The sequence below is a fragment of the Xanthobacter autotrophicus ATCC 700552 genome (assembly GCF_043194565.1).
GTDB classification, from domain to species: Bacteria; Pseudomonadota; Alphaproteobacteria; order Rhizobiales; family Xanthobacteraceae; genus Xanthobacter; species Xanthobacter autotrophicus_F.
This window is the reverse complement of record NZ_JBAFVS010000004.1, coordinates 253952-279718: the sequence shown is the minus strand read 5'-3', so window position 1 is coordinate 279718 and position 25767 is coordinate 253952. Positions and strand designations below refer to the sequence as shown.

At 68.1% G+C, this 25767-nt stretch carries 25 protein-coding genes; 11 read left to right on the top strand and 14 right to left on the bottom strand.

The window, feature by feature from the left end; genetic code table 11:
* Positions 1-44: 44 nt before the first annotated feature.
* Positions 45-779, bottom strand: coding sequence for a VWA domain-containing protein (locus V5F48_RS06525; RefSeq protein WP_394258038.1), 735 nt, complete (start codon positions 777-779; stop codon positions 45-47).
* A 244-nt stretch (positions 780-1023) separates the two neighbouring features.
* Here V5F48_RS06525 and panC point away from each other — a divergent pair, with 244 nt between their 5' ends.
* Positions 1024-1881 (top strand): pantoate--beta-alanine ligase, encoded by an 858-nt coding sequence (gene panC / locus V5F48_RS06520; protein WP_394258037.1) that lies wholly within the window; start codon positions 1024-1026, stop codon positions 1879-1881.
* Between the two features lie 7 nt (positions 1882-1888).
* Here panC and V5F48_RS06515 read toward each other — a convergent pair whose 3' ends face one another.
* The 3 genes from V5F48_RS06515 to metC all read right to left on the bottom strand — a co-directional run bounded on the left by V5F48_RS06515 (position 1889) and on the right by metC (position 3632).
* The gene (locus V5F48_RS06515) at positions 1889-2083 is read right to left on the bottom strand and encodes a hypothetical protein (RefSeq protein ID WP_394108847.1); all 195 of its coding nucleotides are present in this window, start codon (positions 2081-2083) and stop codon (positions 1889-1891) included.
* Between the two features lie 63 nt (positions 2084-2146).
* Positions 2147-2395 carry a hypothetical protein gene (locus V5F48_RS06510; RefSeq protein WP_394258036.1) on the bottom strand — a complete coding sequence of 83 codons (249 nt, stop codon included), beginning with the start codon at positions 2393-2395 and terminating at the stop codon, positions 2147-2149.
* Between the two features lie 40 nt (positions 2396-2435).
* Positions 2436-3632: a cystathionine beta-lyase gene (gene metC / locus V5F48_RS06505; RefSeq protein WP_394258035.1), complete on the bottom strand. Its 1197-nt coding sequence runs from the start codon at positions 3630-3632 to the stop codon at positions 2436-2438.
* A gap of 181 nt (positions 3633-3813) precedes the next feature.
* Here metC and V5F48_RS06500 point away from each other — a divergent pair, with 181 nt between their 5' ends.
* The 9 genes from V5F48_RS06500 to V5F48_RS06460 all read left to right on the top strand — a co-directional run bounded on the left by V5F48_RS06500 (position 3814) and on the right by V5F48_RS06460 (position 13217).
* Positions 3814-4824 carry an amino acid ABC transporter substrate-binding protein gene (locus tag V5F48_RS06500; RefSeq protein ID WP_394108850.1) on the top strand — a complete coding sequence of 337 codons (1011 nt, stop codon included), beginning with the start codon at positions 3814-3816 and terminating at the stop codon, positions 4822-4824.
* Positions 4825-4927: 103 nt separating this feature from the next.
* Positions 4928-6223 (top strand): amino acid ABC transporter permease, encoded by a 1296-nt coding sequence (locus tag V5F48_RS06495; protein ID WP_394258034.1) that lies wholly within the window; start codon positions 4928-4930, stop codon positions 6221-6223.
* A gap of 1 nt (position 6224) precedes the next feature.
* Positions 6225-7646, top strand: a complete 1422-nt coding sequence (locus V5F48_RS06490) for an amino acid ABC transporter permease (protein ID WP_394258033.1) — start codon at positions 6225-6227, stop codon at positions 7644-7646.
* 15 nt (positions 7647-7661) lie between these two features.
* Positions 7662-8438: an amino acid ABC transporter ATP-binding protein gene (locus tag V5F48_RS06485; RefSeq protein ID WP_394258032.1), complete on the top strand. Its 777-nt coding sequence runs from the start codon at positions 7662-7664 to the stop codon at positions 8436-8438.
* A 609-nt stretch (positions 8439-9047) separates the two neighbouring features.
* Complete coding sequence (locus V5F48_RS06480) at positions 9048-9272, top strand: hemin uptake protein HemP (protein WP_394108854.1); 225 nt, start codon at positions 9048-9050, stop codon at positions 9270-9272.
* A 210-nt stretch (positions 9273-9482) separates the two neighbouring features.
* Positions 9483-11216, top strand: coding sequence for an ArnT family glycosyltransferase (locus V5F48_RS06475; RefSeq protein WP_394258031.1), 1734 nt, complete (start codon positions 9483-9485; stop codon positions 11214-11216).
* Positions 11213-12145, top strand: a complete 933-nt coding sequence (locus tag V5F48_RS06470; protein ID WP_394258030.1) for a phosphatase PAP2 family protein — start codon at positions 11213-11215, stop codon at positions 12143-12145. The genes V5F48_RS06475 and V5F48_RS06470 overlap by 4 nt, the downstream gene beginning before the upstream one ends.
* Positions 12142-12888: a glycosyltransferase gene (locus V5F48_RS06465; protein ID WP_394258029.1), complete on the top strand. Its 747-nt coding sequence runs from the start codon at positions 12142-12144 to the stop codon at positions 12886-12888. The genes V5F48_RS06470 and V5F48_RS06465 overlap by 4 nt, the downstream gene beginning before the upstream one ends.
* Positions 12888-13217 carry a lipid-A-disaccharide synthase N-terminal domain-containing protein gene (locus V5F48_RS06460; protein WP_394258028.1) on the top strand — a complete coding sequence of 110 codons (330 nt, stop codon included), beginning with the start codon at positions 12888-12890 and terminating at the stop codon, positions 13215-13217. Before V5F48_RS06465 ends, V5F48_RS06460 begins: the two co-directional genes overlap by 1 nt.
* A 16-nt stretch (positions 13218-13233) precedes the next feature.
* Here the strand turns inward: V5F48_RS06460 and V5F48_RS06455 are convergent, their stop codons facing one another.
* From V5F48_RS06455 to V5F48_RS06435, 5 genes are all read right to left on the bottom strand, one after another.
* Positions 13234-16377 (bottom strand): efflux RND transporter permease subunit, encoded by a 3144-nt coding sequence (locus V5F48_RS06455; RefSeq protein WP_394258027.1) that lies wholly within the window; start codon positions 16375-16377, stop codon positions 13234-13236.
* A gap of 6 nt (positions 16378-16383) precedes the next feature.
* Positions 16384-17535: an efflux RND transporter periplasmic adaptor subunit gene (locus V5F48_RS06450; RefSeq protein ID WP_394258026.1), complete on the bottom strand. Its 1152-nt coding sequence runs from the start codon at positions 17533-17535 to the stop codon at positions 16384-16386.
* Between the two features lie 325 nt (positions 17536-17860).
* Positions 17861-19063, bottom strand: coding sequence for an aminotransferase (locus tag V5F48_RS06445; protein ID WP_394258025.1), 1203 nt, complete (start codon positions 19061-19063; stop codon positions 17861-17863).
* 41 nt (positions 19064-19104) lie between these two features.
* Entirely contained in the window at positions 19105-19428 is a 324-nt protein-coding gene (locus tag V5F48_RS06440; RefSeq protein ID WP_394258024.1) for a hypothetical protein, read from the bottom strand.
* A 67-nt stretch (positions 19429-19495) separates the two neighbouring features.
* Complete coding sequence (locus tag V5F48_RS06435; protein WP_394258023.1) at positions 19496-21289, bottom strand: potassium/proton antiporter; 1794 nt, start codon at positions 21287-21289, stop codon at positions 19496-19498.
* A gap of 139 nt (positions 21290-21428) precedes the next feature.
* On the opposite strand from V5F48_RS06435, the gene V5F48_RS06430 reads away from it, so the two are divergent.
* Positions 21429-21722, top strand: coding sequence for a hypothetical protein (locus V5F48_RS06430; RefSeq protein WP_394258022.1), 294 nt, complete (start codon positions 21429-21431; stop codon positions 21720-21722).
* Here V5F48_RS06430 and V5F48_RS06425 read toward each other — a convergent pair.
* From V5F48_RS06425 to V5F48_RS06405, 5 genes are all read right to left on the bottom strand, one after another.
* Positions 21711-21923: a hypothetical protein gene (locus tag V5F48_RS06425; protein WP_394111429.1), complete on the bottom strand. Its 213-nt coding sequence runs from the start codon at positions 21921-21923 to the stop codon at positions 21711-21713. The genes V5F48_RS06430 and V5F48_RS06425 overlap by 12 nt on opposite strands.
* Before the next feature lie 54 nt (positions 21924-21977).
* A complete protein-coding gene (locus tag V5F48_RS06420) occupies positions 21978-22220 on the bottom strand; it encodes a hypothetical protein (RefSeq protein WP_394111430.1) in 243 nt (80 codons plus the stop codon).
* Positions 22221-22422: 202 nt separating this feature from the next.
* Entirely contained in the window at positions 22423-23427 is a 1005-nt protein-coding gene (gene egtD / locus V5F48_RS06415; protein WP_394258021.1) for an L-histidine N(alpha)-methyltransferase, read from the bottom strand.
* A complete protein-coding gene (gene egtB / locus V5F48_RS06410) occupies positions 23427-24710 on the bottom strand; it encodes an ergothioneine biosynthesis protein EgtB (RefSeq protein WP_394258020.1) in 1284 nt (427 codons plus the stop codon). The genes egtD and egtB overlap by 1 nt, the downstream gene beginning before the upstream one ends.
* A 140-nt stretch (positions 24711-24850) precedes the next feature.
* Positions 24851-25681: a LysR family transcriptional regulator gene (locus V5F48_RS06405; RefSeq protein WP_394258019.1), complete on the bottom strand. Its 831-nt coding sequence runs from the start codon at positions 25679-25681 to the stop codon at positions 24851-24853.
* Positions 25682-25767 lie beyond the last annotated feature (86 nt).

Below are 25767 nucleotides of genomic sequence, written 5' to 3'. Positions count from 1 at the left end.
CTCACAGGTCGAACGCATTCAAAGCTTGGGCGCATGCACCCGTCTCAGCGACCGAGCGCGGCGATGAGAAGCCGCGCCCCGGCGTCGCGCCGGTTGGCGAGGGCGGGGCGACCGCCCGCCGCATAGGCCGCCACCGCCGCCAGCAGCTGGCGTAATTCATCGGGGGCGTGGGCATCGAACCGGCAATAGGCGCCGGAGGTCACATCCGCCAGGGTGCGGAACACCTCCTCCACCCGGCTGTCGCGCCCTTCCTGGAACATGAACAGCCGCACCCCGCGCAGCGCCAGCTGGCCCGCCGCCGCAACGAGACCGGCGGCATCCTCCTCCACAGCGTCGCCGACGAACACCGCGGCGCGCAGCCCGGAGCGCTCCGCCTCCCGCGACAGGTGGGCGAGCACACGATGGATCTGGGTGAGCCCGCCCTGGCAGGCGATGCGGCGCATGAGGGCGCCCAAGGTCGCCGCGTCCTTCACGAAGGGCGACGCCCGGCACTCCCCCTGCCCGCGGTAATAGACGATCTGGATATCGAGCCCGCCATGGGCAGCGGCGGAGGCAAACATGTCCGCCTGGATGTCGCAGGCCAGCGTCCAGGTGGGCTGGCGCGATCCGGTGGCATCGAGGGCGAAGGCGAGGCGCCCGCGCCCGTCCGCCGGCCGCGCCGGGGGCATGGCCCGTGCCGCGGCAAGGAAGCGCGCCACGTCGTTGGCACCGGAAACCACCGGGGAAACCGTATCCTTCGCCTTCGGCAGGCGCGCGTCTTTGTCGTCCGTCTTCGCCATGGGGGCCTCTTGGTCCACACATAAGCCCGCGCGCGCTCCCAACCAAGGGGCGGCGGCACTGCGCCGGGAAACGCGCGAGGGAAACAGGCAAGGAAAACGCGCAAGGAAACGTCACCTCAGCGGTTGATGACGGGACGACGACGCCCTATCTCCTCCCGGCGCCGCCATCGGCACCGGCGCCCCATGTGCTGCGGCGGGCGGCAGGAGGGGGCGCAAGAGCGGGCGGCAAGAGAGGGCTGGGATCATGTCGACAATGCCGAAGGTGGTGGGGCGCGTGCGCGACCTCAGGGCGCGAGTCGCGGGCTTCCGCGCGGAAGGCGCGCGGGTGGCGCTGGTGCCCACCATGGGGGCGCTGCACGCCGGCCATGTGGCGCTGGCGGAGAAGGCGCGCGAACTGGCGCAGCGCACCGTGGTGTCCGTCTTCGTCAACCCCACCCAGTTCGCGCCGCACGAGGATTTCTCGCAATATCCCCGCTCGCTGGAGAGCGACCTCTACAAGCTGGCGGACGTGGGCGTGGACCTTGTCTATGCGCCCACCCCCACCGAGATGTACCCGTCGGGCTTCGTAACCCGCATCGCCGTGGGCGGCCCCTCGGAAGGGCTGGAGACTGACTTCCGCCCGCATTTCTTCGGCGGCGTGGCCACCGTGGTGGGCAAGCTCTTCATCCAGTGCGCCCCGGACTACGCCCTGTTCGGCGAGAAGGACTACCAGCAGCTCAAGGTGGTGACGCGCCTGTCGCGGGACCTGGACCTCGGCGTCGAGGTGGTGGCCGTACCCACCATCCGCGAGGAGGACGGCCTCGCCCTCTCCTCCCGCAATGCCTATCTGGACGAGGACCAGCGCACCGTCGCCCCGATCATCTTCACCGCCCTCACCCGTGCCGCCGAAGCGATCCGCTCCGGCTCCGCGCCGCAGGCCGCTGTCGGCATCGCGCAGGGCATGATCGAGGCCCTGGGGCTGAAGGTGGATTATGTGGCCGCCCGCAACGCCGACACCCTCGCGCCCCTGAAGGAGGGGCCGGAGGCCAGCCCCGAGCCCATCCGCCTGCTCGCGGCGGCGTGGCTCGGCGAGACGCGGCTCATCGACAACATCCCGGTGTGAGGACGCCTCAGCCGGCGCTGCAATAGCTTATGGTCAGGGCGAGCACCACGAGGACCAGGCCCACGGTCAGCACGGTCAGGATGCGCCCAGAGATGACGCCCTGGCGGGCCTTGACCCCGCTCTTCACCGGCGCGCCGTCCGGCGTGTGCGCGTCGGGATCGCGAAATCCGCGTTCCTCCTCGGTTCCGGTAGGGTTCTGCATGACGCCCTCCTTGCGGTCCAGCCTCCGCCAAAGAAGAACGCCCCGTCCGCGCGGCGGTTTCACCTAAAGCAACAGATAGGCTTCCGGTACCGGCGCCTCCGGCAAATCGCCCTCGCCCGTGCCTTCCCTCAAGATGATCTCGATACTGGTGGCGAGCGCCGCGATGGGCAGGTCGTTGGGCAGCGTACCGAACGGCTCCTCCGGCTCGCTCGCTGCCACCGATCCCCGCAGGATGAAGAACAGCCGGAGCAGACCTGGTCGCGGCCGCACGATCAGGGCTGAAGCACGTCCCGACCGGGCGGGACGACCCATCCGATCGGCAGAATGCTCCCTGTTGTGAACACCGGCCGCCTCAGGCCGCCGCGCGCATCTTGGCGAAGGCCTGGTCGAGATCGGCCTTCAGGTCGGCCACGTCCTCGAGGCCGATGTGCAGACGCACGGCAGGGCCTTCCACGTCCCATTCCGTCGCCGTGCGATAGTCGCGGCAGTCGAACGGGATGGCGAGGCTCTCGTAGCCGCCCCACGAATAGCCCATGCCGAACAGGGTCAGGGCATCGAAGAAGGCGGCGACGGCGCGCTCCGGCACCTCCTTCAGGATCAGGCTGAACAGTCCGGTGGCGCCGCAGAAGTCCCGCTTCCAAATGGCGTGGCCGGGATCGGTGGGCAGGGCCGGATGGAGCACCCGCGACACCTCCGGGCGATCCTGCAGCCACTGCGCCATCTCCAGCCCCGACCGCTGGTGCTGGGCGAGCCGCACGGCGAGGGTGCGCAGGCCCCGCGCGCCCAGAGCCGCGTCGTCGGGGCTGATGGTGATGCCCATGGTGCCGTGGGTGGTGATGACCTTCTTCCATGCCGACCCCACGGCGGAGATGGTGCCGAGATTGAGGTCGGCATGGCCGCCGATATATTTGGTGCCGGCCTGGATGGAGATGTCGACGCCGAAGGCATGGGGCTTGAAGAAAAGCGGCGTCGCCCAGGTGTTGTCGATGAGGGTGGTGATGCCCCGCGCCCGCGCCACTGCCGCAATAGCAGGCACATCCTGCATCTCGAAGCTCTGCGAGCCCGGCGATTCGAGGAAGATGGCGCGGGTGGTGTCGCGGATCAGCTCCGCGATGCCGGCGCCCGCCAGCGGATCGTAATAGGTGGTCTCCACCCCGAGCCGCTTCAGCACCTGGTCGCAGAACGAGCGCGTGGGGCGATAGGCGGTGTCCACCATCAACAGGTGGTCGCCGGAGCCGAGCACCGACAGGAGGGCGATGGAACAGGCCGAAAGGCCCGACGGCGTGAGCACGACTCCGTCGCCGCCCTCCAGCGCCTTCAGCGCGATCTCGAAGCTTTCGGTGGTCGGATTGCCCCGCCGGCCATAGCTGTAGCGGCCGCGATGGTGAATGAGATCGTCATAGGTTGCCGAAAGAACGGTCGATCCGCGCACGACGGGCGTATTGACGAAACCGTCGAAACGCTTGGGATCGCGGCCGGAGTGTACGACTTTCGTCGCAGGCCTCAGGCCGGGGTCGCTGCCTGTTCGATCATCGTGCCCATGCGACATGCAATTCTCCTGTGCCGATGGTCGGCTGCGGCGGGGGTCCCTCTATTGACCCGCCCGCGCCAAGGGGCTGTGATGGGCGGGATAGACGTCTTGGGCCGCCCCGTCGAGCCTGACCCGCCACCCTGGCGGCTCGACCGGACGGCAGGGCGGCGGGGGCGTCATCTCAAAGAAGGAACCTTCCGTGAAACGCATCCTCTTCGCAGCAGTTGGGCTTTTGTCTCTGGCCGGTGCCGTCAATGCCGCCACGCTCGACGAGGTCAAGACGCGCGGCTCGGTCAACTGCGGCGTGTCGCAGGGCCTGCCCGGCTTCTCGAGCCCCAACGACAAGAATGAGTGGGGCGGTCTCGACGTGGACTTCTGCCGCGCCATCGCAGCGGCAATCTTCAATGATCCCACGAAAGTGAAGTTCAGCCCGCTCTCCGCCAAGGACCGCTTTACCGCGCTGACCTCTGGCGCCATCGACGTCCTGTCGCGCAACACCACCTGGACCATGTCGCGCGACACCACGCTGGGATTCAACTTCGCCGGCGTGATCTATTATGACGGCCAGGGCTTCCTCATCCGCAAGTCGGTGGGGCTGAAATCGGCGAAGGAGCTTCAGGGCGCCTCCGTCTGCGTGCAGACGGGCACCTCCAACGAGCTCAATGTGTCCGACTTCTTCCGCGCCAACAACATGAAGAACGGCGAAGTGATCGCGTTCGGCACCCTCGACGAGACGGTGAAGGCCTATGAATCGGGCCGCTGCGACGTGTTCACCGCCGACCGCTCCCAGCTCGCCGCCGTGCGGCTCAAGCTGACCAATGCCGCCGACCACGTGATCCTGCCCGAAACCATCTCCAAGGAACCCCTCGGCCCGCTGGTGCGCCATGGCGACGACCAGTGGAGCGATCTCGTGAAGTGGGTTTATTTCGCCCTGCTCAACGCCGAGGAACTGGGCGTCACCCAGAAGAACGTGGGCGAGCAGGTCAACTCCCAAAATCCGGACGTGAAGCGCCTGCTGGGCACGGACGGCAAGTATGGCGAGGGCATCGGCCTGACCGCTGACTGGGCGGTGCGCATCATCAAGGCCACCGGCAATTACGGCGAGATCTACGACCGCAACGTCGGCCCCGCCACCCCGCTCGGCATCGAGCGCGGCCTCAACAACCTGTGGACGAAGGGTGGCATCCAGTACGGCATGCCGGTGCGCTGACGCAGGCAAGCCTGCACACTGAAACTCTAGGTGGCGGACGCCCGGGGCGGTGCCCGCCACCACCAAAGATAAAGGGCTAAAAGCCCGCACTTTCGGGGGTACCATGTCGGATGTTCGCCTTTCGGGGCCGCCGGCGGCGACGCGCCGTCGCTGGTCGTGGACGGATCCCAAGCTGCGCTCCGCGGTGATCCAGATCGTTCTGGCGCTCATCATGATCTGGCTGGTCTGGTCCTTCTACGCCAACGCCACAGCCAACCTCGCGCGCCTCGGCATCGCCTCGGGCTTCGGCTTCCTCGACAATCGCGCCGGCTTCGCCATCAGCCAGACGCTCATCCCCTACAACGAGACCATGAGCTACGGCCGCGCCTTCGTGGTGGGCCTGCTCAATACCCTGCTGGTGGCCTTCCTGGGTGTCATCCTCGCCACGATCATCGGCTTCGTGATGGGCGTCGCGCGCCTCTCGAAGAACGTGGTGATCAAGGCTCTGGCTTCCGCCTACGTGGAAATCACCCGCAACCTGCCGCCCCTGTTCCAGATCATGTTCTGGTACCTCGCGGTGCTCTCCACCCTGCCGGGGCCGCGGCAAAGCTGGGGCTTCGGCCTCCAGCCCCTGTTCGGCGCCATCGGCTCCGGGCTTTCGGGCATCGGACTCGGGGTACTCGGCACGCCCATCTCGACGTTCGCGGCGGGCCTGTCGGCGCCGTCCGTGTTCGTGAACAATCGCGGCCTCGTGGTGCCCCGTCCCGTGTTCGAGGACGGCTCCCTGGCCATCCTCTACGCCCTCATCGCGGCGGTGGTGGCGAGCTTTGTGATCGGCCGGTGGGCGAAGAAGCGGCGCGAGGCCACGGGCAAGCCGTTCCCGGCGTTCTGGACCGGCCTTGCCCTCCTCATCGCGCTGCCGCTGGCGGCCTCCTACGCCGTGGGTAATCCCGTCACCATCGAGACGCCGGAGCTGCGCGGCTTCAATTTCGTCGGCGGGCTGCGGGTCATCCCCGAATTCGTCTCGCTGCTTTTGGCGCTGGCCATCTACACCGGCGGCTTCATCGCCGAGATCGTGCGCTCGGGCATCCTCGCCGTCTCCAAGGGCCAGAGCGAGGCGGCGCATTCCCTCGGCCTGCGCAATGGCCCGACCCTGCGCCTCGTCGTCATCCCGCAGGCCATGCGGGTGATCGTGCCGCCGCTCACCAGCCAGTATCTCAACCTGACGAAGAACTCTTCGCTGGGCGTGGCGGTGGGCTATCCCGACCTGTTCGCCATCTTCGCCGGCACCACGCTGAACCAGACCGGGCAGGCCATCGAGATCATCGCGGTGACCATGGCGGTCTACCTCACCATCTCCATCCTCACGTCCATGGTCATGGGCTGGTACAACAAGCGCGTCGCGCTGGTGGAGCGGTGAGATGAGCGACACCACCGTGCCCCTCTCCGCCCCCCGGGTCTCCCCCGCGCAAGCCTATGTCTCCTCGCTCCTGCGCGAGCAGGAGCCGGCCCCGGTGGCCACCCGCGGCCCCGTGCTCTGGGTGCGCCGGCATCTGGTCGGCTCGGTGCCGCAGGTGCTGTTGACCCTGTTCGGCATCTGGCTGGTCTATGTGACCGTCCCGCCGTTCATCAAATTCTTCCTCATCGACGCGGTGTGGACCGGCACCAACCGCGAGGCCTGCCTGCCCGAGAACGTGGGCCGGGCCGTGGGCGCCTGCTGGCCCTTCGTCTGGGCCAAGCTGGACCAGCTCATCTACGGCTTCTATCCGGCCAGCGAGCGCTGGCGCGTGAACCTGGTGTACGCCCTCGGCGCCCTCCTGCTGCTGCCGCTGCTGATCCAGAAACTGCCCGGCAAGCGGCTCAACGCCATTGCGTTCTTCGGCGTGTTCCCGGTGGTGGCCTTTGTGCTGCTCACCGGCGGCAATCTGGTGATGCAGCGCTTCCTGCTGGGCTCGTTCGGCCTCGGCGACCTGTTTGCCGGCACCGGCACCGTGCTCGGGATGCGCGCCGGCTTCTGGATCGACTTCGTGCTGTCGACGGGCATCGTCACCGGCATCGCCTATCTGGTCTCGCGCATCGTCGCCGGGCCGGAGGCGGCACCGGGGGCGGCGAAGACCACCCTCTCGGTCTTCGTCCTGCTCGGCCTCGTCATCTTCGCCATGGACATCGACCTGGGCCTGCCGCAGGTGGAAACCCGGCTGTGGGGCGGCCTGCTGGTCACCCTCGTCATCGCGGTCACCGGTATCACCGTGTCGCTGCCCTTCGGCATCCTGCTGGCGCTGGGCCGGCGCTCCAGGCTGCCGCTGGTGAAGGCGCTGTCCATCATCTTCATCGAGTTCTGGCGCGGCGTGCCGCTGATCACGGTGCTGTTCTTCGCCACCTATATGCTGCCCCTGTTCCTGCCCGGGGGCATCACCATTGACGGGCTGTTGCGCGCCTTGGTGGGCGTCGCCCTGTTCGCCTCGGCCTATATGGCGGAGGTGGTGCGCGGCGGCCTGCAGGCCATTCCCAAGGGCCAGTACGAAGGGGCCATGGCGGTGGGCCTGCCTTCCACCCTCATGCTGCGGCTCGTGGTGCTGCCGCAGGCGCTGAAGCTGGTGATCCCGGGGATCGTCAACAACTTCATCGGCCTGTTCAAGGACACGACGCTGGTGCTGATCGTCTCGATCTTCGACCTGCTCGGCTCCATGCGCGCGGCCTTCACCGATCCCACCTGGGCCTCGCCCACCACCCTGTTCACCGGTTTCGGCTTCGCCGGCATCATCTACTTCGTCTTCTGCTTCGGCATGTCCCGGTACTCGATGGCGCTGGAAAAGCGCCTCGACCGGGCCCAGCGGCACTGATTGAAAGGGCGACCCATGAGCGCAGATCCCATCATCGCGGCAGCCGAGGCCACCGCCCCCAAGATCGCCGTGGAGATGACCGGTGTGAACAAGTGGTACGGGGATTTCCACGTGCTGCGCGACGTCAACCTCACGGTGGAGCGGGGCGAGCGGCTGGTCATCTGCGGGCCATCGGGTTCGGGCAAGTCCACCCTCATCCGCTGCATCAACCGGCTGGAGGAGCACCAGAAGGGCCGCATCGTGGTGGACGGCATCGAGCTGACCGACGACCTCAAGCGCATCGACGAGGTGCGCCGCGAGGTGGGCATGTGCTTCCAGCACTTCAACCTGTTCCCCCACCTCACCATCCTCGAGAACTGCACGCTGGCGCCCATGTGGGTGCGTAAGATGCCGAAGAAGGAGGCCGAGGAACTGGCCATGCACTTCCTCGAGAAGGTGAAGATCCCCCATCAGGCGCACAAGTATCCCGGCCAGCTCTCCGGCGGCCAGCAGCAGCGCGTGGCCATCGCCCGCGCCCTGTGCATGCGCCCGCGCATCATGCTGTTCGACGAGCCCACCTCCGCCCTCGACCCGGAAATGGTGAAGGAGGTGCTGGACACCATGGTGAGCCTCGCCCAGGACGGCATGACCATGCTGTGCGTGACCCACGAGATGGGCTTCGCGCGGCAGGTGGCCAATCGGGTGATCTTCATGGATGCCGGCCAGATCATCGAGATGAACGAGCCCAACGCCTTCTTCTCCAACCCGCAGCACGAGCGCACCAAGCTGTTCCTCAGCCAGATCCTGCACTGAGGCGGGCGGGGGAAGGCCGCGCGCGGCCTTCCCCTCCTCGCCTGCGAGACCGCTGGGCAAGCCCCTTGAGCTGCCCTCCTCCCCTCTCCCCCTGCGGGAGAGGGGCTGGGGATGAGGGGACGGTTCAGGAAAATGCGCGCCCTCCCAAGTCCATAACACCCCCTCACCCCAACCCTCCCGCAAGGGGAGAGGGGCGACCGGCCTCGCAACCCAGGCACCAGCACCCACGCGGCAACGCCGGCCGGCGCGAGGGATGCCGCCGGGCGCCGGCTTTGCTGGCACCAATCCCACAGATCGTGATGGCCGCTGGAAGACGCTCCGCGCGTTTGTCGTATCGCCGACCCATCCGGCCCCATCCAGAGCCGACCCACGCCCCGGCAAGACACGGCCGCCCCGCGCGCGGCTATGATGCGCTGGCACCCTCCGCATGTTCTCCCCCGCTTCGCCCAATGGACCCACGCCAAACCGGCGCGCCGGGAGTTGATCTTCGGTGGCCGATGTATTACTCAAAGATGACGAAGCGGTATTCAAGTATTGAATACTTCTAAACTGGACCTGATGTTCCCACTGTGTTGATGGGCGCACCTGCTGATCTGGAGCGATTCAAAAATGAGCAGGCATGAACACGCAAACGCCGGCGTCTTCGGCGTATCCATGGGAGGCGACGGCGCCTTGCGCGGCGCGCGGGGGTCTTGTCGCACCATTCCCATGACGGATGCGCAGCTCGACAGCCGCGACCTGTTCGCCGCCGGCCGCCTCATCACCATCACCCACGGGGAGCACACCTACCAGTTGCGCCTCACGGCCCAGAACAAGCTGATCCTCACCAAATAGCCGGCCGGCCTGCGGCAGGTGACGGGGACCGCCGGCGCCGCGGGGAAGCTCAGGCGGCAGGAACAAGGCGCGTGCCTTGCCTTTGCCGCGTTTCGCCTGCATCAGGTCCGCCCCGGGGGAAAGGCGCACCGCGCGCCGATCGCCCGGCCCTTTTCGGCACGGGCGTTTCTGCTATTGTCCGCGCCGATTTCAGCGGATCCAGACAGAAGCATGGCCATCTCAGAGCCCGCGTCCAACACGCGCCGGGCGTTCGACCTCGACCTGCCCCGGCGCCTTGTGCGCCTCCTGGATGGTGCCTGCGCGAGCCATCGCCGCGCCAGCCTGCTGCTCGTGGCCGTGGCGTTGCTCGCCTTCCTGCCCGGCTTCTTCCAGCTCTCGCCCATCGACCGCGACGAGGCCCGCTTCGCGCAGGCCACCAAGCAGATGCTGGAGAGCGGCAATTATGTGGACATCCGCTTCCACACCCAGGCGCGCCACAAGAAGCCGGTGGGCATCTACTGGCTCCAGGCCGCGACGGTGAAGGCGGGCGAGGCGGTCATCGGCCCCTCCGCGCTTTATTCCATCTGGCTTTATCGCCTGCCCTCCCTGTTCGCCGCCATCGGCGCGGTGCTGCTCACCTATTGGACCGCGCTTGTCTTCGTCACCCGCCGTGGCGCCGCGCTCGCCGGCCTGATGATGGCGGGCTGCGTGCTGCTGGGGGTGGAGGCGCGCCTCGCCAAGACCGATGCGGTGTTGCTTTTCACCATCATCGCCTCCTTCGGCGCGCTGGCGCGGGCCTATATGCGCCCGGCCGCGGAGCGCGCGGGGGACCTGAAGCTCGCCGCCATCTTCTGGACGGGGCTCGCCGCCGGCATCCTGATCAAGGGACCCATGGCGCCCCTGTTCGTGGGGCTCCCGATCTTGGCGCTGGCGATCGTGGAGCGCTCCGGCGGCTTCCTGAAGCCGCTGAAGCCGCTGCTGGGCCTCGCCTGGTGCCTGCTGCTGGTGCTGCCCTGGTTCGTCGCCATCTACTTCATCACCAATGGCGCCTTCTACCAGCACGCCGTGGGCGTCGACATGCTGGGCAAGGTAGCCGAAGGGGCGGAGGGCCACTGGGGCCCGCCGGGAACCTATTTCCTCGCCGCCTGGGGCACCTTCTGGCCGTCGGTGGTGCTCGTCGCCATGGCCGCGCCGTTTGCCTGGCGCGCCCGGCGCGAGGAGAAGGTGCGCTTCCTGCTGTGCTGGCTGGTGCCGACCTGGCTGGTGTTCGAGATCGCCGTCACCAAGCTCCCCCATTATGTGCTGCCGCTTTATCCGGCCCTCGCCATCCTGACCGCGCTGGCGATGGAGCGCGGCGCCATGGCCAAGGCGGGCAGCCGGCTCGCCGGCCTGGTCTGGATCTGGCCGGTGCTCGCCATCGTGCTGTCGCTGGCGCTCGGCGGCGCCTACCTGTGGTTCGGCAGCGGCTTCGGGCTAGCGGCATGGCCGCTGCTCATCCTCGCCACCGTGCTGTTGTGGAGCGCGGCGCGCGCCCTGCCACGGGTGGGCGTGGAGGGCGCGTTCCTCACCGCCCTGGTGGGAACGCTGGTGCTGTTCTTCGCGGTCTATCAGGTGATGCTGCCGCAGATGCGGGCGCTGTGGATCTCCGAGCGCCTCGCCCAGGTGGCACGGGAAGAGGGCTGCCCGGCCGAGAAGATCGCCTCCTTCCCCTATCAGGAGCCGAGCCTCGTCTTCCTGGTGGGCACCAAGATCAACTACATCCTGCCCGACGCGGCGGCGGTGCTGCTGAAGCAGGGCGGCTGCGCCCTCGCCTTCATCGACACCCGCTTCCATACCTGGTTCGAGACCAAGGCCAGCGAGATCGGCCTGAAGTATCACGCCGTCGCCACCCTTTCCGGCTTCACCTACAATGGCGGGCGGCAGGTGGCGATCACCGTGTACCGCTCCGACGAGGCTGCCCCGTGACGGCTGAAGCCGCGCCCGACGCGCCGGCGGCCCGTTCCGGCAGATGGGGTAACGGGTTCCTGCGACAGGGGACCGAGGGGGTGCGCCTGCTGCTGGTCTCCATCTGGCAGGCGCTCGGCTACCTGGCCCGCCGCAGGATCGGCCGGCCCCTGCCCCGCCTCGGCTTCCTGGGACGATGGGAAATGCTCGCCCTCGCCGGGCTCGCTGCGGGGCTGACGGCGGCGGCGCTGATCCTCGTGGACCCGCAGGTGCTCGGCCTGCGCTTCAGGATGCCGGCGTGGCTCATCACCGTGTCCGAGCGCATTACCGATCTCGGCTTCAGCGGCGTGGTGCTGTGGCCGCTGGGAATTGCGCTGGCCTACGCGCTGCTGCTGACCCATGCGGGCGATGTGATGACCCGCCGCATGGCCGCGAGCCTTGCCGCGCGGGTCGGCTTCCTGTTCCTCGCCATCGCGCCGGTGGGGCTCGGGGTTTCCCTGTTCAAGCACATGCTCGGCCGGGCGCGGCCCCACGCGGCGCTGGCCCTGCCCGGCCCCAATCCCGAACTCACCCTGAATGTGCTCGCCTTCAAGTCGAGCTTCTCGTCCTTCCCCTCCGGCCACGCCACCACCACCTTTGCGGCGGCGGTGGCGTTTGCCGCGCTGTTTCCCCGCGCCCGCGCCTGGCTGATCGCCCTGGCCCTGCCGGTGGCGGCGACCCGGGTGGTGCTCGGCTCCCATTTCCCGAGCGACGTGATCGCCGGCGCCGCCGTCGGAACCGCCTTCGCCCTGTGGATGATCCGCGCGTTCGCGGCGCGCCGGCTGGTGTTCAAGGTTGACGGCGCGGGCGCGATCACGCCCATGGCAGGGCCGTCGGCCCGTCAGCTCGGCCGCCTTCTGCCCCGCCCCGCTTTCAGCTCCGCCGTCCCTGTCGAAGAGGCGAGACCGTGACCTCTCCCATTGCCCATGCGTCCGCAGCCCCCCGGCTGTCGGTGATCATTTCCGTGAAAGACGAGGCGGACAACGTCCTCCCGCTGATCGAGGAGATCGACCGCGCCCTCACCGCCGAGCCGTTCGAGTTGATCTTCGTGGACGACGGTTCCACCGACGCCACCCTCGCCAACCTGCGCACGGCGGCGGCGACGCGGCCCTACCTGCGCCTGCTGGTGCACGAAAAATCCTGCGGCAAGACCGCGGGCGTGGACACCGGCGCCCGGGCGGCGCGGGGCGACATCCTGCTCCTGCTCGACGGCGACGGGCAGAACAACCCGGCCTACCTGCCCGAGATGGTGCGCGCCATGGACGAGGGCGGCGCGCGCGTCGGCATGGTCCAGGGCGAGCGGCAGGGCCGCAAGGATACACGCTTCAAGCGCTACCAGTCGCGCCTTGCCAACCGCATCCGCGCCGCGCTTCTCAACGACGGCTCCCGTGATACCGGATGCGGGCTGAAGGCGGTGCGGCGGGACCTGCACCTGCGCCTGCCCCTGTTCGACGGGCAGCACCGCTTCATGGCCGCTCTGGTGAAGCGCGAGGGCTATGAGACCCGCACCGTGAAGGTGGTGGACCGCGAGCGCTGGAGCGGCGTCTCCAAATACGGCTTCTGGAACCGCTTCGGCGTGGGGATCCTCGATCTCTTCGGCGTGTGGTGGCTGGTGCAGCGGCGGCGCGTCCCGCATGTGGTGGAGGCCGGCTGATGATCTATTACCTCAGCCAGATCGGCAATTATCTGCACGAGGTCTTCATCGACCAGTTCGACTGGTGGGTGGTGCTGGGTCTGGTGGCCCAGATCATGTTCACCATGCGCTTCGTGGTGCAGTGGATCGCCAGCGAGAAGGCCCAGCGCTCGGTCATCCCGTTTGCCTTCTGGACCTTTTCGCTGGGCGGCGGCACGCTGCTGCTGATCTATGCGCTTTACCGGCGCGATCCGGTGTTCATCGCCGGGCAGGCGCTCTCCACCTTCATCTATATCCGCAACCTGCAGTTCGCCCTGCGCGAGCGCCGCGCCCAGCGCGCGGTGACCTGAGGGGCGTCCCCGCCCCCTATTCCGCCGCGATGCGGTCGGGAACCGGGCGGTCCGGAGCGGGCTGGGCCGCCGACTCCGCGTGGCGGCCGGAGATGGCGTGGTGCACCACCCCATCCAGCCGGTCGAGATAGAGATAGATCACCGGCGTGATGTAGAGCGTCAGAAGCTGGGATAGCAGCAGCCCGCCCACCACCGCCACGCCCAAAGGCTGGCGCAGCTCCGAGCCCGCCCCGGCCCCGAGCGCGATGGGCAGCACGCCGAAGATGGCGGCCAGCGTGGTCATCATGATGGGACGGAAGCGCAGCAGCGCCGCCTCGCGGATGGCGTCCTGCGCCAGTGCCCCGGCACGCCGGCGCTCCAGCGCCACGTCGATCATCATGATGGCGTTCTTCTTCACGATGCCCACCAGCATGATGATGCCGATGATGGCGATCACCGACAATTCCATGCCCGCCACCATCAGCGTGATGAGCGCCCCGATGCCCGCAGACGGCAGCCCCGACAGGATGGTGATGGGGTGGATGAAGCTCTCGTAGAGAATGCCCAGCACGATATAGATCACCACCACCGCCGCGAGGATCAGCAACGGCTGGTTGGAGAGCGAATCCTGGAACACCTGGGCGTTGCCCTGGAAGCCCGTGGTGATGCTGGCCGGGATGCCCGCCTCCTGCGCCGCCGCGTCGATCTGCTCCACCGCCTGGCCCAGCGACGTGCCGGGGGCAAGGTTGAACGAGAGGGTCACCGCCGGCTGCTGCTGCTGGTGCTGGATGGAGAGCGGCCCCACCGTGCGGGTGATGTTGGCCACCGTCTCCAGCGGCACCACGGCGCCCGATGAGGTGCGCAGGTAGACCCGGCCGATGTCGCCCGGCTCGCGCTGGAAGCGCGGCTGCACCTCGGCGATGATGGCGTACTGGTTGGTGGTGGTATAGAGCGTCGCCACCTGGCGGGTGCCGAACTGGGTGTAGAGCGCGTCGCGCAGCTGCTGCTCGGTGATGCCGAGGGCCGCCGCCTTGTCCTTGTCGAGCACGATGGTGAGCTGCGGATTGCTGATCTGCAGGTCGGAGGTCACGTCGCGCAGGCCCGGCAGGGTCGCGAGGCGCTGCTCCATCTCCTTGGCGAAGCTGAAGAGGAGCTGAGTGTCCGAGCTCTGGAGCGTGTACTGGTACTGGCTCTTGGAGACGACGCCGCCCACGTTGATGTTCTGCGCGGCCTGGAAGAAGACGTTGACGCCCGGCACCTGGTCCACGCGGTGCCGCAGGTTCTGGATTACCCCGTCAGCGGAACGGGTGCGCTCGGCGCGCGGCTTGAGGGCGATGAAGAGCCGGCCGGTATTGGTGGTGCGGCTGGTGCCCGTGGCGCCGGCGGTGGAGACCAGGTAGTCCACGTCCGGATCGGCGCGCACGGCGTCCGCCACCTGCTTCTGCCGCGCCACCATGGCGTCGAAGGAGCTGTCGGTCGCCGCCTCCACCGTACCGCTGATGAAGCCGTTGTCCTCCTGCGGGAAGAAGCCCTTGGGGATGATGATGTAGAGATAGACCGACAGCGCCACCGTCGCGAGCGTCACCACCAGCATGAAGGGGCGGTGCCGCAGGACGAAATCGAGGCTCACCCGGTAGGCACCGAGCCAGGCGTCGAACATGCGCTCGGTGACGCGGAAGAAGGCGGACGGCTTTTTGGTGTGGTCCGGCGCCTTCATCACGCGGGCGCACAGCATGGGCGTCAGCGTCAGCGAGACGAAGCCCGAGACCAGGATGGCGACGGAGATGGTGACCGCGAACTCGCGGAACACGCGCCCCACCACGCCGCCCATGAACAGCACGGGGATGAACACCGCGACCAGCGACAGGGTCATGGAAATGATGGTGAAGCCGATCTCCCGCGAGCCGCGGATGGCGGCACGGAAGGGTGTCTCGCCGTTCTCCACGTGACGGTAGATGTTCTCCAGCACCACGATGGCGTCATCCACCACGAAGCCCACGCAGAGCGTGAGCGCCAGCAGCGTCATGTTGTTGATGGAATAGCCCAGCACCCACATCACCGCGAAGGTGGAGACAATGGAGATGGGCAGCGCCAGCGAGGGGATGATGGTGGCGCGCACGTTGCGCAGGAACAGGAAGATCACCATCACCACGAGGGCGATGGCCTCGAACAGGGTCGTCTGCACGTCCGCCACCGCATCGCGGATGGAAACGGAACGATCGTTCAGCACATCGATGTTCACCGCGCCGGGCAGCTGGGCGCGGAAGGAAGGCAGGCGCGCGCGGACCTCGTCCACCACGCTCACCGTGTTGGCATCGGGCTGGCGCACCACGGCGAGGATGACCGCCCGGGTGTCGTTGAACCAGCTCGCCACCCGCTCGTTCTCGACGCCGTCGGAGATGGTGGCGATTTCCTCCAGGCGCACCGGCGCGCCGTTGCGCCACGCCACCACGATGCGCCGGAACTGGGTCGCATCCGCCTTGGGGGAGCCCATGTCGATGGTCTGCGACTGCTTCGGGCCGGAAATGATGCCGAGCGGCGTGTTCGAGGCGGCGGCAGAAACCGCGCGCTGGATGTCGTCGGGTGAAATGTTGCGCGCGCCCGCGGCGGCCGGATCGACGCGGATGCGCACGGCATATTTCTGGGCCCCGTAGATCTGCACCTGCGCCACCCCCGGCAACTGGGAGATCTGCTGGCCGATCAGGGTGTCGGCATATTCATTCACCGTCGACAGGGGCAGGGTGTCGGACGAGACCACCAGCAGCAGCACCGGGGCATCGGCCGGATTGACCTTGCGGTAGCTCGGCGGTGTGGTCATCTCGTCCGGAAGCTGGCGCTGCGCCACGGACAGGGCCGACTGCACGTCGAGGGCGGCGGCGTCGATGTTGCGGTTCAGGTCGAACTGCACCGTGATGGCGCTGGAGCCCTGCGTCGACGACGAGGTGAGGGAGGAGATGCCGGCGATGGTGGCCAGCTGGCGCTCGATGGGAGTGGCCACCGCCGTCGCCATGGTCTCCGGGCTGGCGCCGGGCAGGGTCGCCGTGATGGTGATGGTGGGAAAATCCACCCGCGGCAACGCCGCCACCGGCAACTGGCGATAGGCGAACAGGCCCGCCACAATCAGCGACAGCATCAACAGCGTCGTCATCACGGGGCGGCGGATGCACAGCTCGGCGAACATGGCGGCTCAGCTCCCGGCCAGGGGCTGGGTGCGGGCGCGCACATTCACCCGGCTGCCGTTGCGCAAAGAGAGCTGGCCGTCGGTGACCACCGTCTCGCCGCCGGAGAGCCCCCTGCTGATGACCGTGCGCCCCTCCACCGTGCGGGTGGCGGTGACCGGCCGCACCGTGGCGATGCCGTCCTCCACCACGAACACGAAGGTGCCATCCTGCCCGTTCTGCACCGCCTCGCTGGGCACGGCGACGATATCGGTCTCCACCCGGAGCGTCACGGTGACGGCGCCCAGCGTGCCGGGCCACAACCGCTCGTCCGCGTTGGCGAAAATGGCGCGGGCGGTCAGCGTCCCGGTCTGCGGGTCCACCGTATTATCGATGACCACCACCTTGCCGTCGGGGATGGTCTCGCCCGAGCCCTGGAGGGTGATGGAGACCTTGGCGTCCTGCGCCGCGCGCAGGTCGGCGATGTAGCGCTCCGGCAAGCCGAAGGCGACGTAGATGGGCTTCAGCTGGCGCACCGTGGCCAGCGTATCGTCCACGCGGATCACCGCGCCGGGACGGGCCGACGAGACGCCGATGCGCCCGGAGGCCGGGGAGCGGATGTCGTAATAGCCGCGCTGGACCTTGAGCGACTGGAGGTTCGCCTCGCCCTGCGCCACGGTGGCCTTCTGCACGTCGGCGGCGGTCTTGGCGTCGTCCACCTGCACCTGCGAGACCGCATTGCGCACGGCAAGGCCGGTGTAGCGCTCCACGTCGCGCCGGGTTTTCTCCAGCTGCGCCCTGTCGCGGGCGAGCGTCGCCTCGGACTGGCGGATCTCGGCGTCGATGACGCGGGAATCGAGGGCGAAGAGAAGGTCTCCCTCCTTCACGAAGGCGCCGTCGGCAAAGCCGACTTTTTCCACCGCCGCTGCAACCCGCGAACGGATGGGCACGGTGACCATGGATTCCACGGTGCCCAGCGCCTCCACCCGCACCGGGAGGGCCGTGCGCTCGGCCTTGGCGGCGAGCACGGCGACGACGCGGCCCGGAGCGCTTTGGGGCTTCTGTGCCGCGGCGCTGATCCACGGCTTCCTGTCCCATGCCCAGGCCCCCGCGCCGAGGAGGGCGAGACACAGGACAGCGGTGGCGATCCGTCCTTTACGCGATGCCTGTTGGGCGGACATGCAAACCTCGATCGACCCGGCGCGGAACCGGAGATCATCAGGCCCGGGACCTGATCGCAACCTCCGCCTCCAGCCGTCCATAAGCCGTTTTACCGTTTCGATTGCGACACAATCAGAACGGTAAGGGCTGTTGACCCAAGAGACCGCAGCCAATCCAGCGTCGGCCCCAGCCTCTCTTGCCCAGCCTCTCTTGCCGCAATGCAACACTAAACCGATCGTTCGGTCCAATTACGGTTTGGTCAGGTCCGCAGCCGGCCCGCCATGGCGCCAAAACGCACGCGTGATTAACGCACTCGTGATCGACGCACGCGTGATCGGACGGCCTTCAGCGCAGCAGCGGAACGTCCGCCAGCCGCTCCAGCGCCCGGTCGATGGTCTTGTCGCGCTTGGCGAAGCAGAAGCGCACCACGCTCCTCACCGGGTCCTGGGCGTAGAAGGCCGAAACCGGAATGGTGGCGACCCCGAAGGTGCGCACCAGATCGAGGCAGAAGGCCTCGTCGTCCGCCCCGTTGGTCTGGGCGGCAAGGTCGATGGAGAGGAAATAGGTGCCAGCCGAGGGCAGCACGCAGAAGCCGAGGCCGGCGAGACCCTGCGCCAGACGGTCGCGGGAGCGCTGGAGGTCCGCCCGCATGCCGGTGAAATAGGCGTCCGCCTTGCCGAGCCCGTAGGCCACCGCCACCTGCAAATTGGGCGGGGTGGTGAAGGTGAGGAACTGGTGGGCCTTGGACAGCACCTTCATCAAGGCCGGAGCGGCGAAGACCAGTCCCACCTTCCAACCGGTCATGCCGAAGATCTTGCCGGCGGACGAGATCTTCACGGTGCGCTCGCGCATGCCGGGCAGGGCCATGAGCGAGGTGAAGGCCACGCCGTCGAAGATCACATGTTCCCACACCTCGTCGCTCACCGCATAGGCATCGAACGCCACGCAGAACTCGGCCAGCAGGGCCAGTTCCGCATGGCCGTAGACGACGCCGGTGGGATTCTGCGGATTGTTGAACAGCACCAGCTTGGTGCGCTCGGAGAAGGCGGCGGCGAGGGCCTCCCGCGTGATGCCCCACGCGGGCGGCTCCAGCCGGACCAGCTTGGGGATGCCGCCGGCGCGCTTCACCAGCGGCAGATAGGCGTCGTAGAGCGGCTGGAACAGCACCACCTCGTCGCCGGGCTCGATGAGGGCGAGCAGCGCGCCGGCCAGCGCCTCGGTGGCGCCGGAGGTCACCATCACCTCGGCGTCGGGATCCAGCTCCAGCCCCTGCCAGTGGCGATAATGGGCGGCGGCGGCGGCGCGCAGCTCCGGCAGGCCCATCATGGGCGGATACTGGTTCCAGCCGTCCACCACAGCGTCCGCCGCCTTGCGCCGCACGTCTTCCGGTCCGGGATCGTCCGGGAAGCCCTGCCCGAGGTTGACCGCCTCGTGGGTGCGGGCGAGCTGCGACATCACCTCGAAGATGGTGGTCGGCAGCTCCGCATAGATGGGATTGAGGGACCGGGCGGGGCGGCCGGACGGGGCGGTGTCGGAAGCAAGGGACATGGAACGGTCGCGGCACGGGAAAGGGAAAAGGCCCTGGCCGTTTAGACCTTCTCGCCGTGGGGCGAAAGTCCGGTGGAGACTGCGGCCTCCCCGGCCATCAGGGGCTTGAGTGCAGCCACCAGGGCCCCCGGCGTCACCTGGCCCATGGGCATGAGCACTTTTGCGGCCTGGGTGCGTTCACCCGGCCGCATCACCAGCACCACGGTCTCGGAGCCGCCGCAGGCGGGATCGCCGCAGGAAATCTCGGAGACCGAGACCGTGGCGTCGGCATCGAGCTTCAGGGTGTCGCGCACCAGATCCGCCAGGACGCGGGCGGCATCGCGCGCGGGTCCCGCCTCGCCGCGCCGGCGCATGAACAGCCTCATCCCCGCCTCCTCGATGGCTCTCGCAGCGGTGTTTGAACCGTCCTCGCGGCGCAAACATGACGGCGCATCACGCCTCGTCGTCCTCCCCCTCGGGCTGGAGGCCGAACAGCCGCCTGACCCGCGCGATGGAGCGCTTGAGCCGGCCGGCCTCCAGCCGCAGCACGGCCCAGGTCACGCGCCCGTCCACCACCTCGCGCACCTCGATCACCGCATGCCCGTAGGTGATGCGCATGCCCGGGGCGGGATGATCGTCCGAGCGGTCGGCGAAGGCCTCGGCGATGGTGAGGGCAAGTTCTGAATCAGGCACGGTGAGGCCGTAGAAGCTCATGAGGTCGCCGAGCCGCACCTCGCCCACGAAGGGGAAGGCGGCGCCGTCGTCCATGGGCGTCGCCTCCTGCGGGCGGAACAGGCGGTCGAGCTGGTGCACCCGCTTGGGCGGCGCCAGCACATAGCCATAGTCGCCGACCTTGAGCGCGCCGGCGGCTTCCGGGGTGAGGGTCTGGCCATTCCGCACCACCATCATCAGCCGCGCCCAGGTGGGGAGCGCAGCCTGACCCGTGGCGGGCGTGCCGGCCACCACCGGATAGGCGACCAGTTCCACCTCGGTCTGCCCCGGCAGGTCGATCTCGAAGCGGCGGATGGCGGGCGCAGGATCCGACAAGGTCACATCAAGCCGCCGCGCCACCTTCGCCATGGTCCAGCCATGGAGAATGAGCGAGACCAGCACCACTGCGAAGGCCACGTTGAAATAGACTTCCGCCTGCGGCAAATGCGCCAGCATGGGGATGGTGGCGAGGAAGATGGACACCGCCCCGCGCAGCCCGGCCCAGGAGATGAACAGCTTCTCCTTGAGCGAGAAGCGGAATGGCGCAAGGCACAGGAACACCGCCGCCGGACGCCCTACCAGGATCAGGAAGGCGGCCACCCCGAGGGCGGGCAGCGCGTAGAACAGGATCTTCTCGGGCGAGACGAGCAGGCCCAGCATCACGAACATCACGATCTGGCAGAGCCAGGTCACGGTATCGAGGAACGAGGTGATGGAGGCGATGGCCCGCACCGGCCGGTTTCCCAGCACCAGCCCGGCGAGATAGACGGCAAGGAAGCCCGAGCCGTGCAGCAGCGATGTCACCGCGAACAGCAGCACGGCGACGCCCACCACCATCACCGGATGCAGCCCGCCGGGCAGATCCACGCGGTTGAGCAATGCAACCAGCGCATAGCCGCCCGCCACGCCAAGCATGGCGCCGACCACCATCTCGCGCAGCACGCCCAGCACCATGGCGATGCCGGGATTGCCCATGTTGGAGGTCAAAAGCTCCACCAGCAGGACGGTGAGGAACACCGCCGCCGGATCGTTGGTGGCCGATTCGATCTCGATCACCGAGCCCACCCGCCGGCCGAGATGAAGGCCTTGCGCCCGCACCAGAAACAGTACCGCCGCCGCATCGGTGGAGGCGACGATGGCGCCCACCAGCAGGCTTTCCAGGGCGCCGAGGCCAAGCAGCGGCCCCGCCACCAGAGCCACTAGCGCCCCCGTCATCACCACGCCGATGGTGGACAGGCCCACCGCCGGAATGATGGCGCCCCGCATGCTGGCGATGCGCATGCGCAGCCCGCCGTCGAACAGGATCACCGCCAGCGCCGCCGAGCCCACCATGTAGGTGGCCCAATAATCGTCGAAATGGATGCCGCCTGGGCCGCCCTCCCCCGCCACGACGCCGATGACGAGGAACACCAGCAGGATGGGCGCCCCGAACCGCGCCGCGAGCAAACTCGAAAGGGTGCCGACCACCACAAGGGCGGCAACCACAAGAAGAACAAGATTGGAAACGAAGACGGAACCCATCACATGCCGGGCCACGCGCCCGCCCTTCGCAATTGAGATGCAACAGTAGCGTCTGTGAGGGCGAGGGCGTAAGTTCCTGATCGTCGCGGTCGCGAGGTCAGGGCCGTCCGCGATGTGAACCGTAAGCCGATCCGGGGGCGGAAAGGTTCAGGAGATGTCCTTAACCGGCATTCCCGCAGCGTATCTCGTCATGTCGATGGTGCGTTCGCGTGGCAGTCTCGTTCTGGAGAGCGAGACCGTCTGCTTTGACCGCGATCTGGCCTTCGCCATGGCGACGGAAGATTGTGCACGCTGTGCGTGGTCGGGGGTCTACCCGCTCGACGCCAACGGGCGCTGCGTCGCCGGCAGCCCCATTTTCTGCATGGGCTCGCTCAGCCCCGGATTCGGATCCGAGGTGGACGGCGCCCATGTCCCGGGCCTCCGCGAAGCTTTGGTCTCAGCGCCCTGAGCCGCGCTTGGCGATGAAGGCCATGGCCAGGTACGGCGAATCGAACTGAACCACCTGCACCCGCCGGCTGCCGCACAGGTCGCACCGGAGCGAGACCGGCTCGGCCGGCTCGCTGGAGGTGAGTTGCCGTTCGTCGGCAGCGTCACGTTGGGACAGGATGGAGCGGCGCCCGCAGCGGCCGCATTCGGCGCAGATCATCATCGGCCGAAACAGCCCTCCAATCACGGTGGTATGATGGCGGTGGCCGCCAGGCGCTCAAAGAAGTGCCCCGGCGTGGACGAACAGGCGCACCTTGCGCTCCGCGAACGCCACATCCTCGGGTCGGCCGGCCTCGGCGGCGCCGATGAGCGCCTTGAACGCTGTATCGAGCCCGGGGCCACTTTCCCCCGCCGAAAACCGCTGCACCAGCATGCGGCCGCAATCCGTCAGGGTCGAAAGCTCACTGCCATCGGGAAGCCAGATGGGCCGGTTGAGCGGGGTTTGCCAATGTCGCGCCATGGTGACCTTCAATCACATGGACGAAGCCTCCGGTTCGGTCCGGACACGTCATCCGCCTGGCCCCCAAACACCCCCTTGGAACGATCCGGCCTTGCGGCTCGCTCCAACATCTTGAAGAGAGACGGATCGGTCTGGGCGCCATCACGCTACCCGGCATCCAGACCATCCGGCCCTGCCGACGGGTCCCGCCCGCCGGCCTGTTTCAGCGCCCCTCCCCGTCCCGCTCCAGTGCCGCCACGGCGAACCAGCCCTTGGGATCGGTCCACACCGCGTGCTGGCGCCATCCGGCATGCCGGACCATGGCGAGGAATGCGTCGGCGGAGAACTTGTAGGAATTCTCCGTGTGAATGGTTTCCCCCCGCGCGAAGGCAAAATGGTGGCGGCCGATGGATACCTCCTGCTGCCTCACGCTTTCGAGATGCATCTCGATGCGGCTTTCAGCCCCATTGAGGAAGGCCCTGTGCCGGAAGGCGCTGGGTTCGAAGTCCGCGCCGACCTCCCGATTGATGCGGGCGAGCAGGTTGAGATTGAAGGCGGCGGTAATGCCCTGCCGGTCGTCATAGGCGGCTTCCAGGACCGCGCGGTCCTTGGCGAGATCGAAGCCGACGACGAGGGCGGAACCGGCGCCCAGCACATCGCCCACATGGGCGAGGAAGGCGGTTGCCGCCTCCGGCGTGAAATTGCCGATGGTGGAGCCGGGGAAGAAGCCGACCCGCCGTCCGTCTTCGAGCGGCGGCAGGCGGACAGACTGCGTGAAGTCCGCCTCCACCGGCACCATGGCGACCCCCGGATAAGCCTCGGCGAGCCGCGTCACCGCCGCGCGCATGTGCGGGCCGGAGATATCGATGGGCACATAGGCGGCAGGCGCCGCCATGGCGTCCAGCAGCAGGCGCACCTTGATGCTCGATCCCGAGCCGAACTCGACCAGGCTCGCCCCGGGCCCCGCGAGCGCCCCGATCTCGGCGGCGCGGGCTTTCAGGATCTCAAGCTCGCAGCGCGTCGGGTAATAGTCCGGCAGGCGGCAGATGAGGTCGAACAGCCGCGAGCCAGCCTCGTCGTAGAAATACTTAGGCGGCACCGCCTTCTGCGGCTGGGACAGGCCGTAAAGCACGTCGGCGCGGAACAGGGCCGTGGCCTCGTCCGCCGAGCACTGCTCAGCGGACCGCGGGGATGAAGCGAGGGATTTGGCGAGGGAGAGGGGCACCATCAGGCATCCTCCGCTAGTCTCAGGCCGGCGAAGGGCCAGCGCTGGTGGGGGTAGAAGAAGTTGCGGTAGGTGGCGCGCGCGTGCCCCTCCGGCGTGGCGCAGCAGCCGCCGCGCAGCACCATCTGCGAGCACATGAACTTGCCGTTGTATTCCCCGAGCGCCCCCGGCGCCGGCCGGTAGCCGGGATAGGCGACATAGGGGCTCTGGGTCCATTCCCAAACGTCGCCATAGAGCTGGGCGGGATGGTCAGCCATGGGTGCGGCCGGCAGCGGACGCAGGGCGCCGGATTCCAGGACATTGCCGCAGACGGGCACAGGACGCGCCGCCACCTCCCATTCCGCCTCGGTGGGCAGGCGCCGCCCGGCCCAGCGGGCATAGGCGTCGGCCTCGTAATAGCTCACATGGACGACGGGGGCGGCAAGCTCCACCGGATGCTGGCCGCCAAGCGTCATGGCCTCCCAGCCGGCGGCGGTCTTCTCCCAATACAGCGGCGCCGCGTATTCGCCCGCCTTCACCCGCGCCCAGCCGTCGGCGAGCCACAGGTCGGGACGGCCATAGCCGCCGTCCTCCATGAAGGCGATCCACTCCGCGTTGGTCACCGCGCGGCTGGCGAGGCGAAACGGCCGCAGCAGCACCTCATGGCGCGGCCCTTCATTGTCATAGGCGAAGCCCGGGCCGGCATGGCCGATCTCGAAGATGCCGCCGGGACAATCGAAGAAGGCCAGGTCCGGCGCGCTCCCCGCCGAGGCGGCGGCCGAGGGCCGGTAGGCCGGTCGCAGCGGATTGGCGGCGAACAGGTTCAGGATGTCCATGAGGATCAGTTCCTGGTGCTGCTGCTCGTGGTTGATGCCGATGTCCAGCAGCGGCGCGATGGCGGTGAAGGCCGCCTCGCCCGCCGTCGAGATCAACTCGCCCATAGCCGCCGTCACCCGTCCGCGATAGGCGGCCACCTCCTCCACGGCGGGCCGGGTGATGAGGCCGCGCGCGAAACGGGCGTGGCGGGCGCCGGCGGCCTCGTAATAGGAATTGAAGAGATAGGCGAACTGGGGGTGGGCCACCGTGTAGCCGGGCAGATGCGGCACCAGAATAAAAGTCTCGAAGAACCAGGAGACATGGGCGAGGTGCCACTTGGTGGGGCTCGCATCCGGCATGGACTGGACCGTCTGGTCCTCCGGATGGAGGTCGCGGGCCAGATCCTCGCTCAGTGCCCGCACCCTCTGGAACCGGCCCAGCCATGCGCTGCGCGGCACGGGATGGGCGTGCATCTGGTGATGGATCGTCATTTCACCTCGCCGTTGGGCGGCTGTCCGGGCGGCACGCTTCCATGGCCATAACGCCGGCGGGCACGTATTGGTTCTTCAAGCAGCTACGTGCGAGCGTGGCTGTTGGTTACGCGCGGCCGGACACAATCCCGAGAGCCGCCTCAGCTGGCGGCGAGCGCCACCACGGCATCAATGGAGCGCAAGGACGGGCTGGCGGCGTGCCACACCGCCAGGGTGCGCACGTCCGGCCCGGGAACAGGACGCGTCTCGATCTCGCCCAGAGCACGCCAGCGTTCCACCGCCGCTTCCGGCAGCAGGGTGCGGCCCAGGCCGGCCGCGACACAGCCGATGATGCCGTCCAGGGTGCCGAGTTCCAGCATGGGCAGGTCGCCCAGCACGGCGCGGCAGCGCTCGCGGTAGCAGCAGCCTTCGCGGAACACGATGGCCGCGCTTTCCGGCTCCGCCCCATTGGCCAGCACCTTGGGCACCACCTCCACCAGCCGCTCGCTCCACAGCGGCGCGGAGGCGAAGCGATCGTCCGCCACATCCTCGGCGACGAAGACGAGGTCGAAGGCGCCGCGCCGCAGGCCCGCCATCAGCTCGCCGCTGGTGCCGGTCTTCAGCGTCAGGCGCAGGGGGGAGAGGGTGGCGCGGATGCGCTTTAGCACCGGCGGCAGGCGGACGGCGGCGGTGGTCTCCATGGTGCCGAGGCGCAAAGGCGGCCAGTCCTGCGCCGAGGCCTTGAGGCGCTTTTCCACCTCGGTGGAGAGGCTGACGATGCGCGCGCCATAGTCGAGGGCGAGGCTGCCGGCGGCGGTGGGCACCATGCGCCCGTCCATGCGCGCCACCAGCTTCTGGCCCAGGCGCTCCTCCAGCTTTTTGAGGCGCGCGGTGACATTGGACTGCACGCACCCGAGCCGCTCCGCCGCGCGGGTGACGCTGCCGGTCTCGGCCACTGCCTGGAGGAACTGGATGTCGCGGATATCCATCATTATAAGTGAACGATAATATCAGATAGTTTCAATTTCAATGAAGATGGCGCGCGCCATAATGGCTGAAAGAGCGAAGGAGGCCTGCC

Coding starts and splice junctions, on each gene's coding strand:
- V5F48_RS06445 (WP_394258025.1), bottom strand. CDS start 19,063: ATGTCCCTTGCTTCCGACACCGCCCCGTCCGGCCGCCCCGCCCGGTCC.
- V5F48_RS06450 (WP_394258026.1), bottom strand. CDS start 17,535: ATGTCCGCCCAACAGGCATCGCGTAAAGGACGGATCGCCACCGCTGTC.
- V5F48_RS06485 (WP_394258032.1), top strand. CDS start 7,662: ATGAGCGCAGATCCCATCATCGCGGCAGCCGAGGCCACCGCCCCCAAG.
- V5F48_RS06430 (WP_394258022.1), top strand. CDS start 21,429: ATGTCCTTAACCGGCATTCCCGCAGCGTATCTCGTCATGTCGATGGTG.
- V5F48_RS06460 (WP_394258028.1), top strand. CDS start 12,888: ATGATCTATTACCTCAGCCAGATCGGCAATTATCTGCACGAGGTCTTC.
- V5F48_RS06510 (WP_394258036.1), bottom strand. CDS start 2,395: ATGGGTCGTCCCGCCCGGTCGGGACGTGCTTCAGCCCTGATCGTGCGG.
- V5F48_RS06475 (WP_394258031.1), top strand. CDS start 9,483: ATGGCCATCTCAGAGCCCGCGTCCAACACGCGCCGGGCGTTCGACCTC.
- V5F48_RS06495 (WP_394258034.1), top strand. CDS start 4,928: ATGTCGGATGTTCGCCTTTCGGGGCCGCCGGCGGCGACGCGCCGTCGC.
- V5F48_RS06525 (WP_394258038.1), bottom strand. CDS start 779: ATGGCGAAGACGGACGACAAAGACGCGCGCCTGCCGAAGGCGAAGGAT.
- V5F48_RS06405 (WP_394258019.1), bottom strand. CDS start 25,681: ATGATGGATATCCGCGACATCCAGTTCCTCCAGGCAGTGGCCGAGACC.
- egtB (WP_394258020.1), bottom strand. CDS start 24,710: ATGACGATCCATCACCAGATGCACGCCCATCCCGTGCCGCGCAGCGCA.
- V5F48_RS06440 (WP_394258024.1), bottom strand. CDS start 19,428: ATGAGGCTGTTCATGCGCCGGCGCGGCGAGGCGGGACCCGCGCGCGAT.
- egtD (WP_394258021.1), bottom strand. CDS start 23,427: ATGGTGCCCCTCTCCCTCGCCAAATCCCTCGCTTCATCCCCGCGGTCC.
- V5F48_RS06420 (WP_394111430.1), bottom strand. CDS start 22,220: ATGGCGCGACATTGGCAAACCCCGCTCAACCGGCCCATCTGGCTTCCC.
- V5F48_RS06490 (WP_394258033.1), top strand. CDS start 6,225: ATGAGCGACACCACCGTGCCCCTCTCCGCCCCCCGGGTCTCCCCCGCG.
- V5F48_RS06480 (WP_394108854.1), top strand. CDS start 9,048: ATGAGCAGGCATGAACACGCAAACGCCGGCGTCTTCGGCGTATCCATG.
- V5F48_RS06515 (WP_394108847.1), bottom strand. CDS start 2,083: ATGCAGAACCCTACCGGAACCGAGGAGGAACGCGGATTTCGCGATCCC.
- metC (WP_394258035.1), bottom strand. CDS start 3,632: ATGTCGCATGGGCACGATGATCGAACAGGCAGCGACCCCGGCCTGAGG.
- V5F48_RS06425 (WP_394111429.1), bottom strand. CDS start 21,923: ATGATGATCTGCGCCGAATGCGGCCGCTGCGGGCGCCGCTCCATCCTG.
- panC (WP_394258037.1), top strand. CDS start 1,024: ATGTCGACAATGCCGAAGGTGGTGGGGCGCGTGCGCGACCTCAGGGCG.
- V5F48_RS06455 (WP_394258027.1), bottom strand. CDS start 16,377: ATGTTCGCCGAGCTGTGCATCCGCCGCCCCGTGATGACGACGCTGTTG.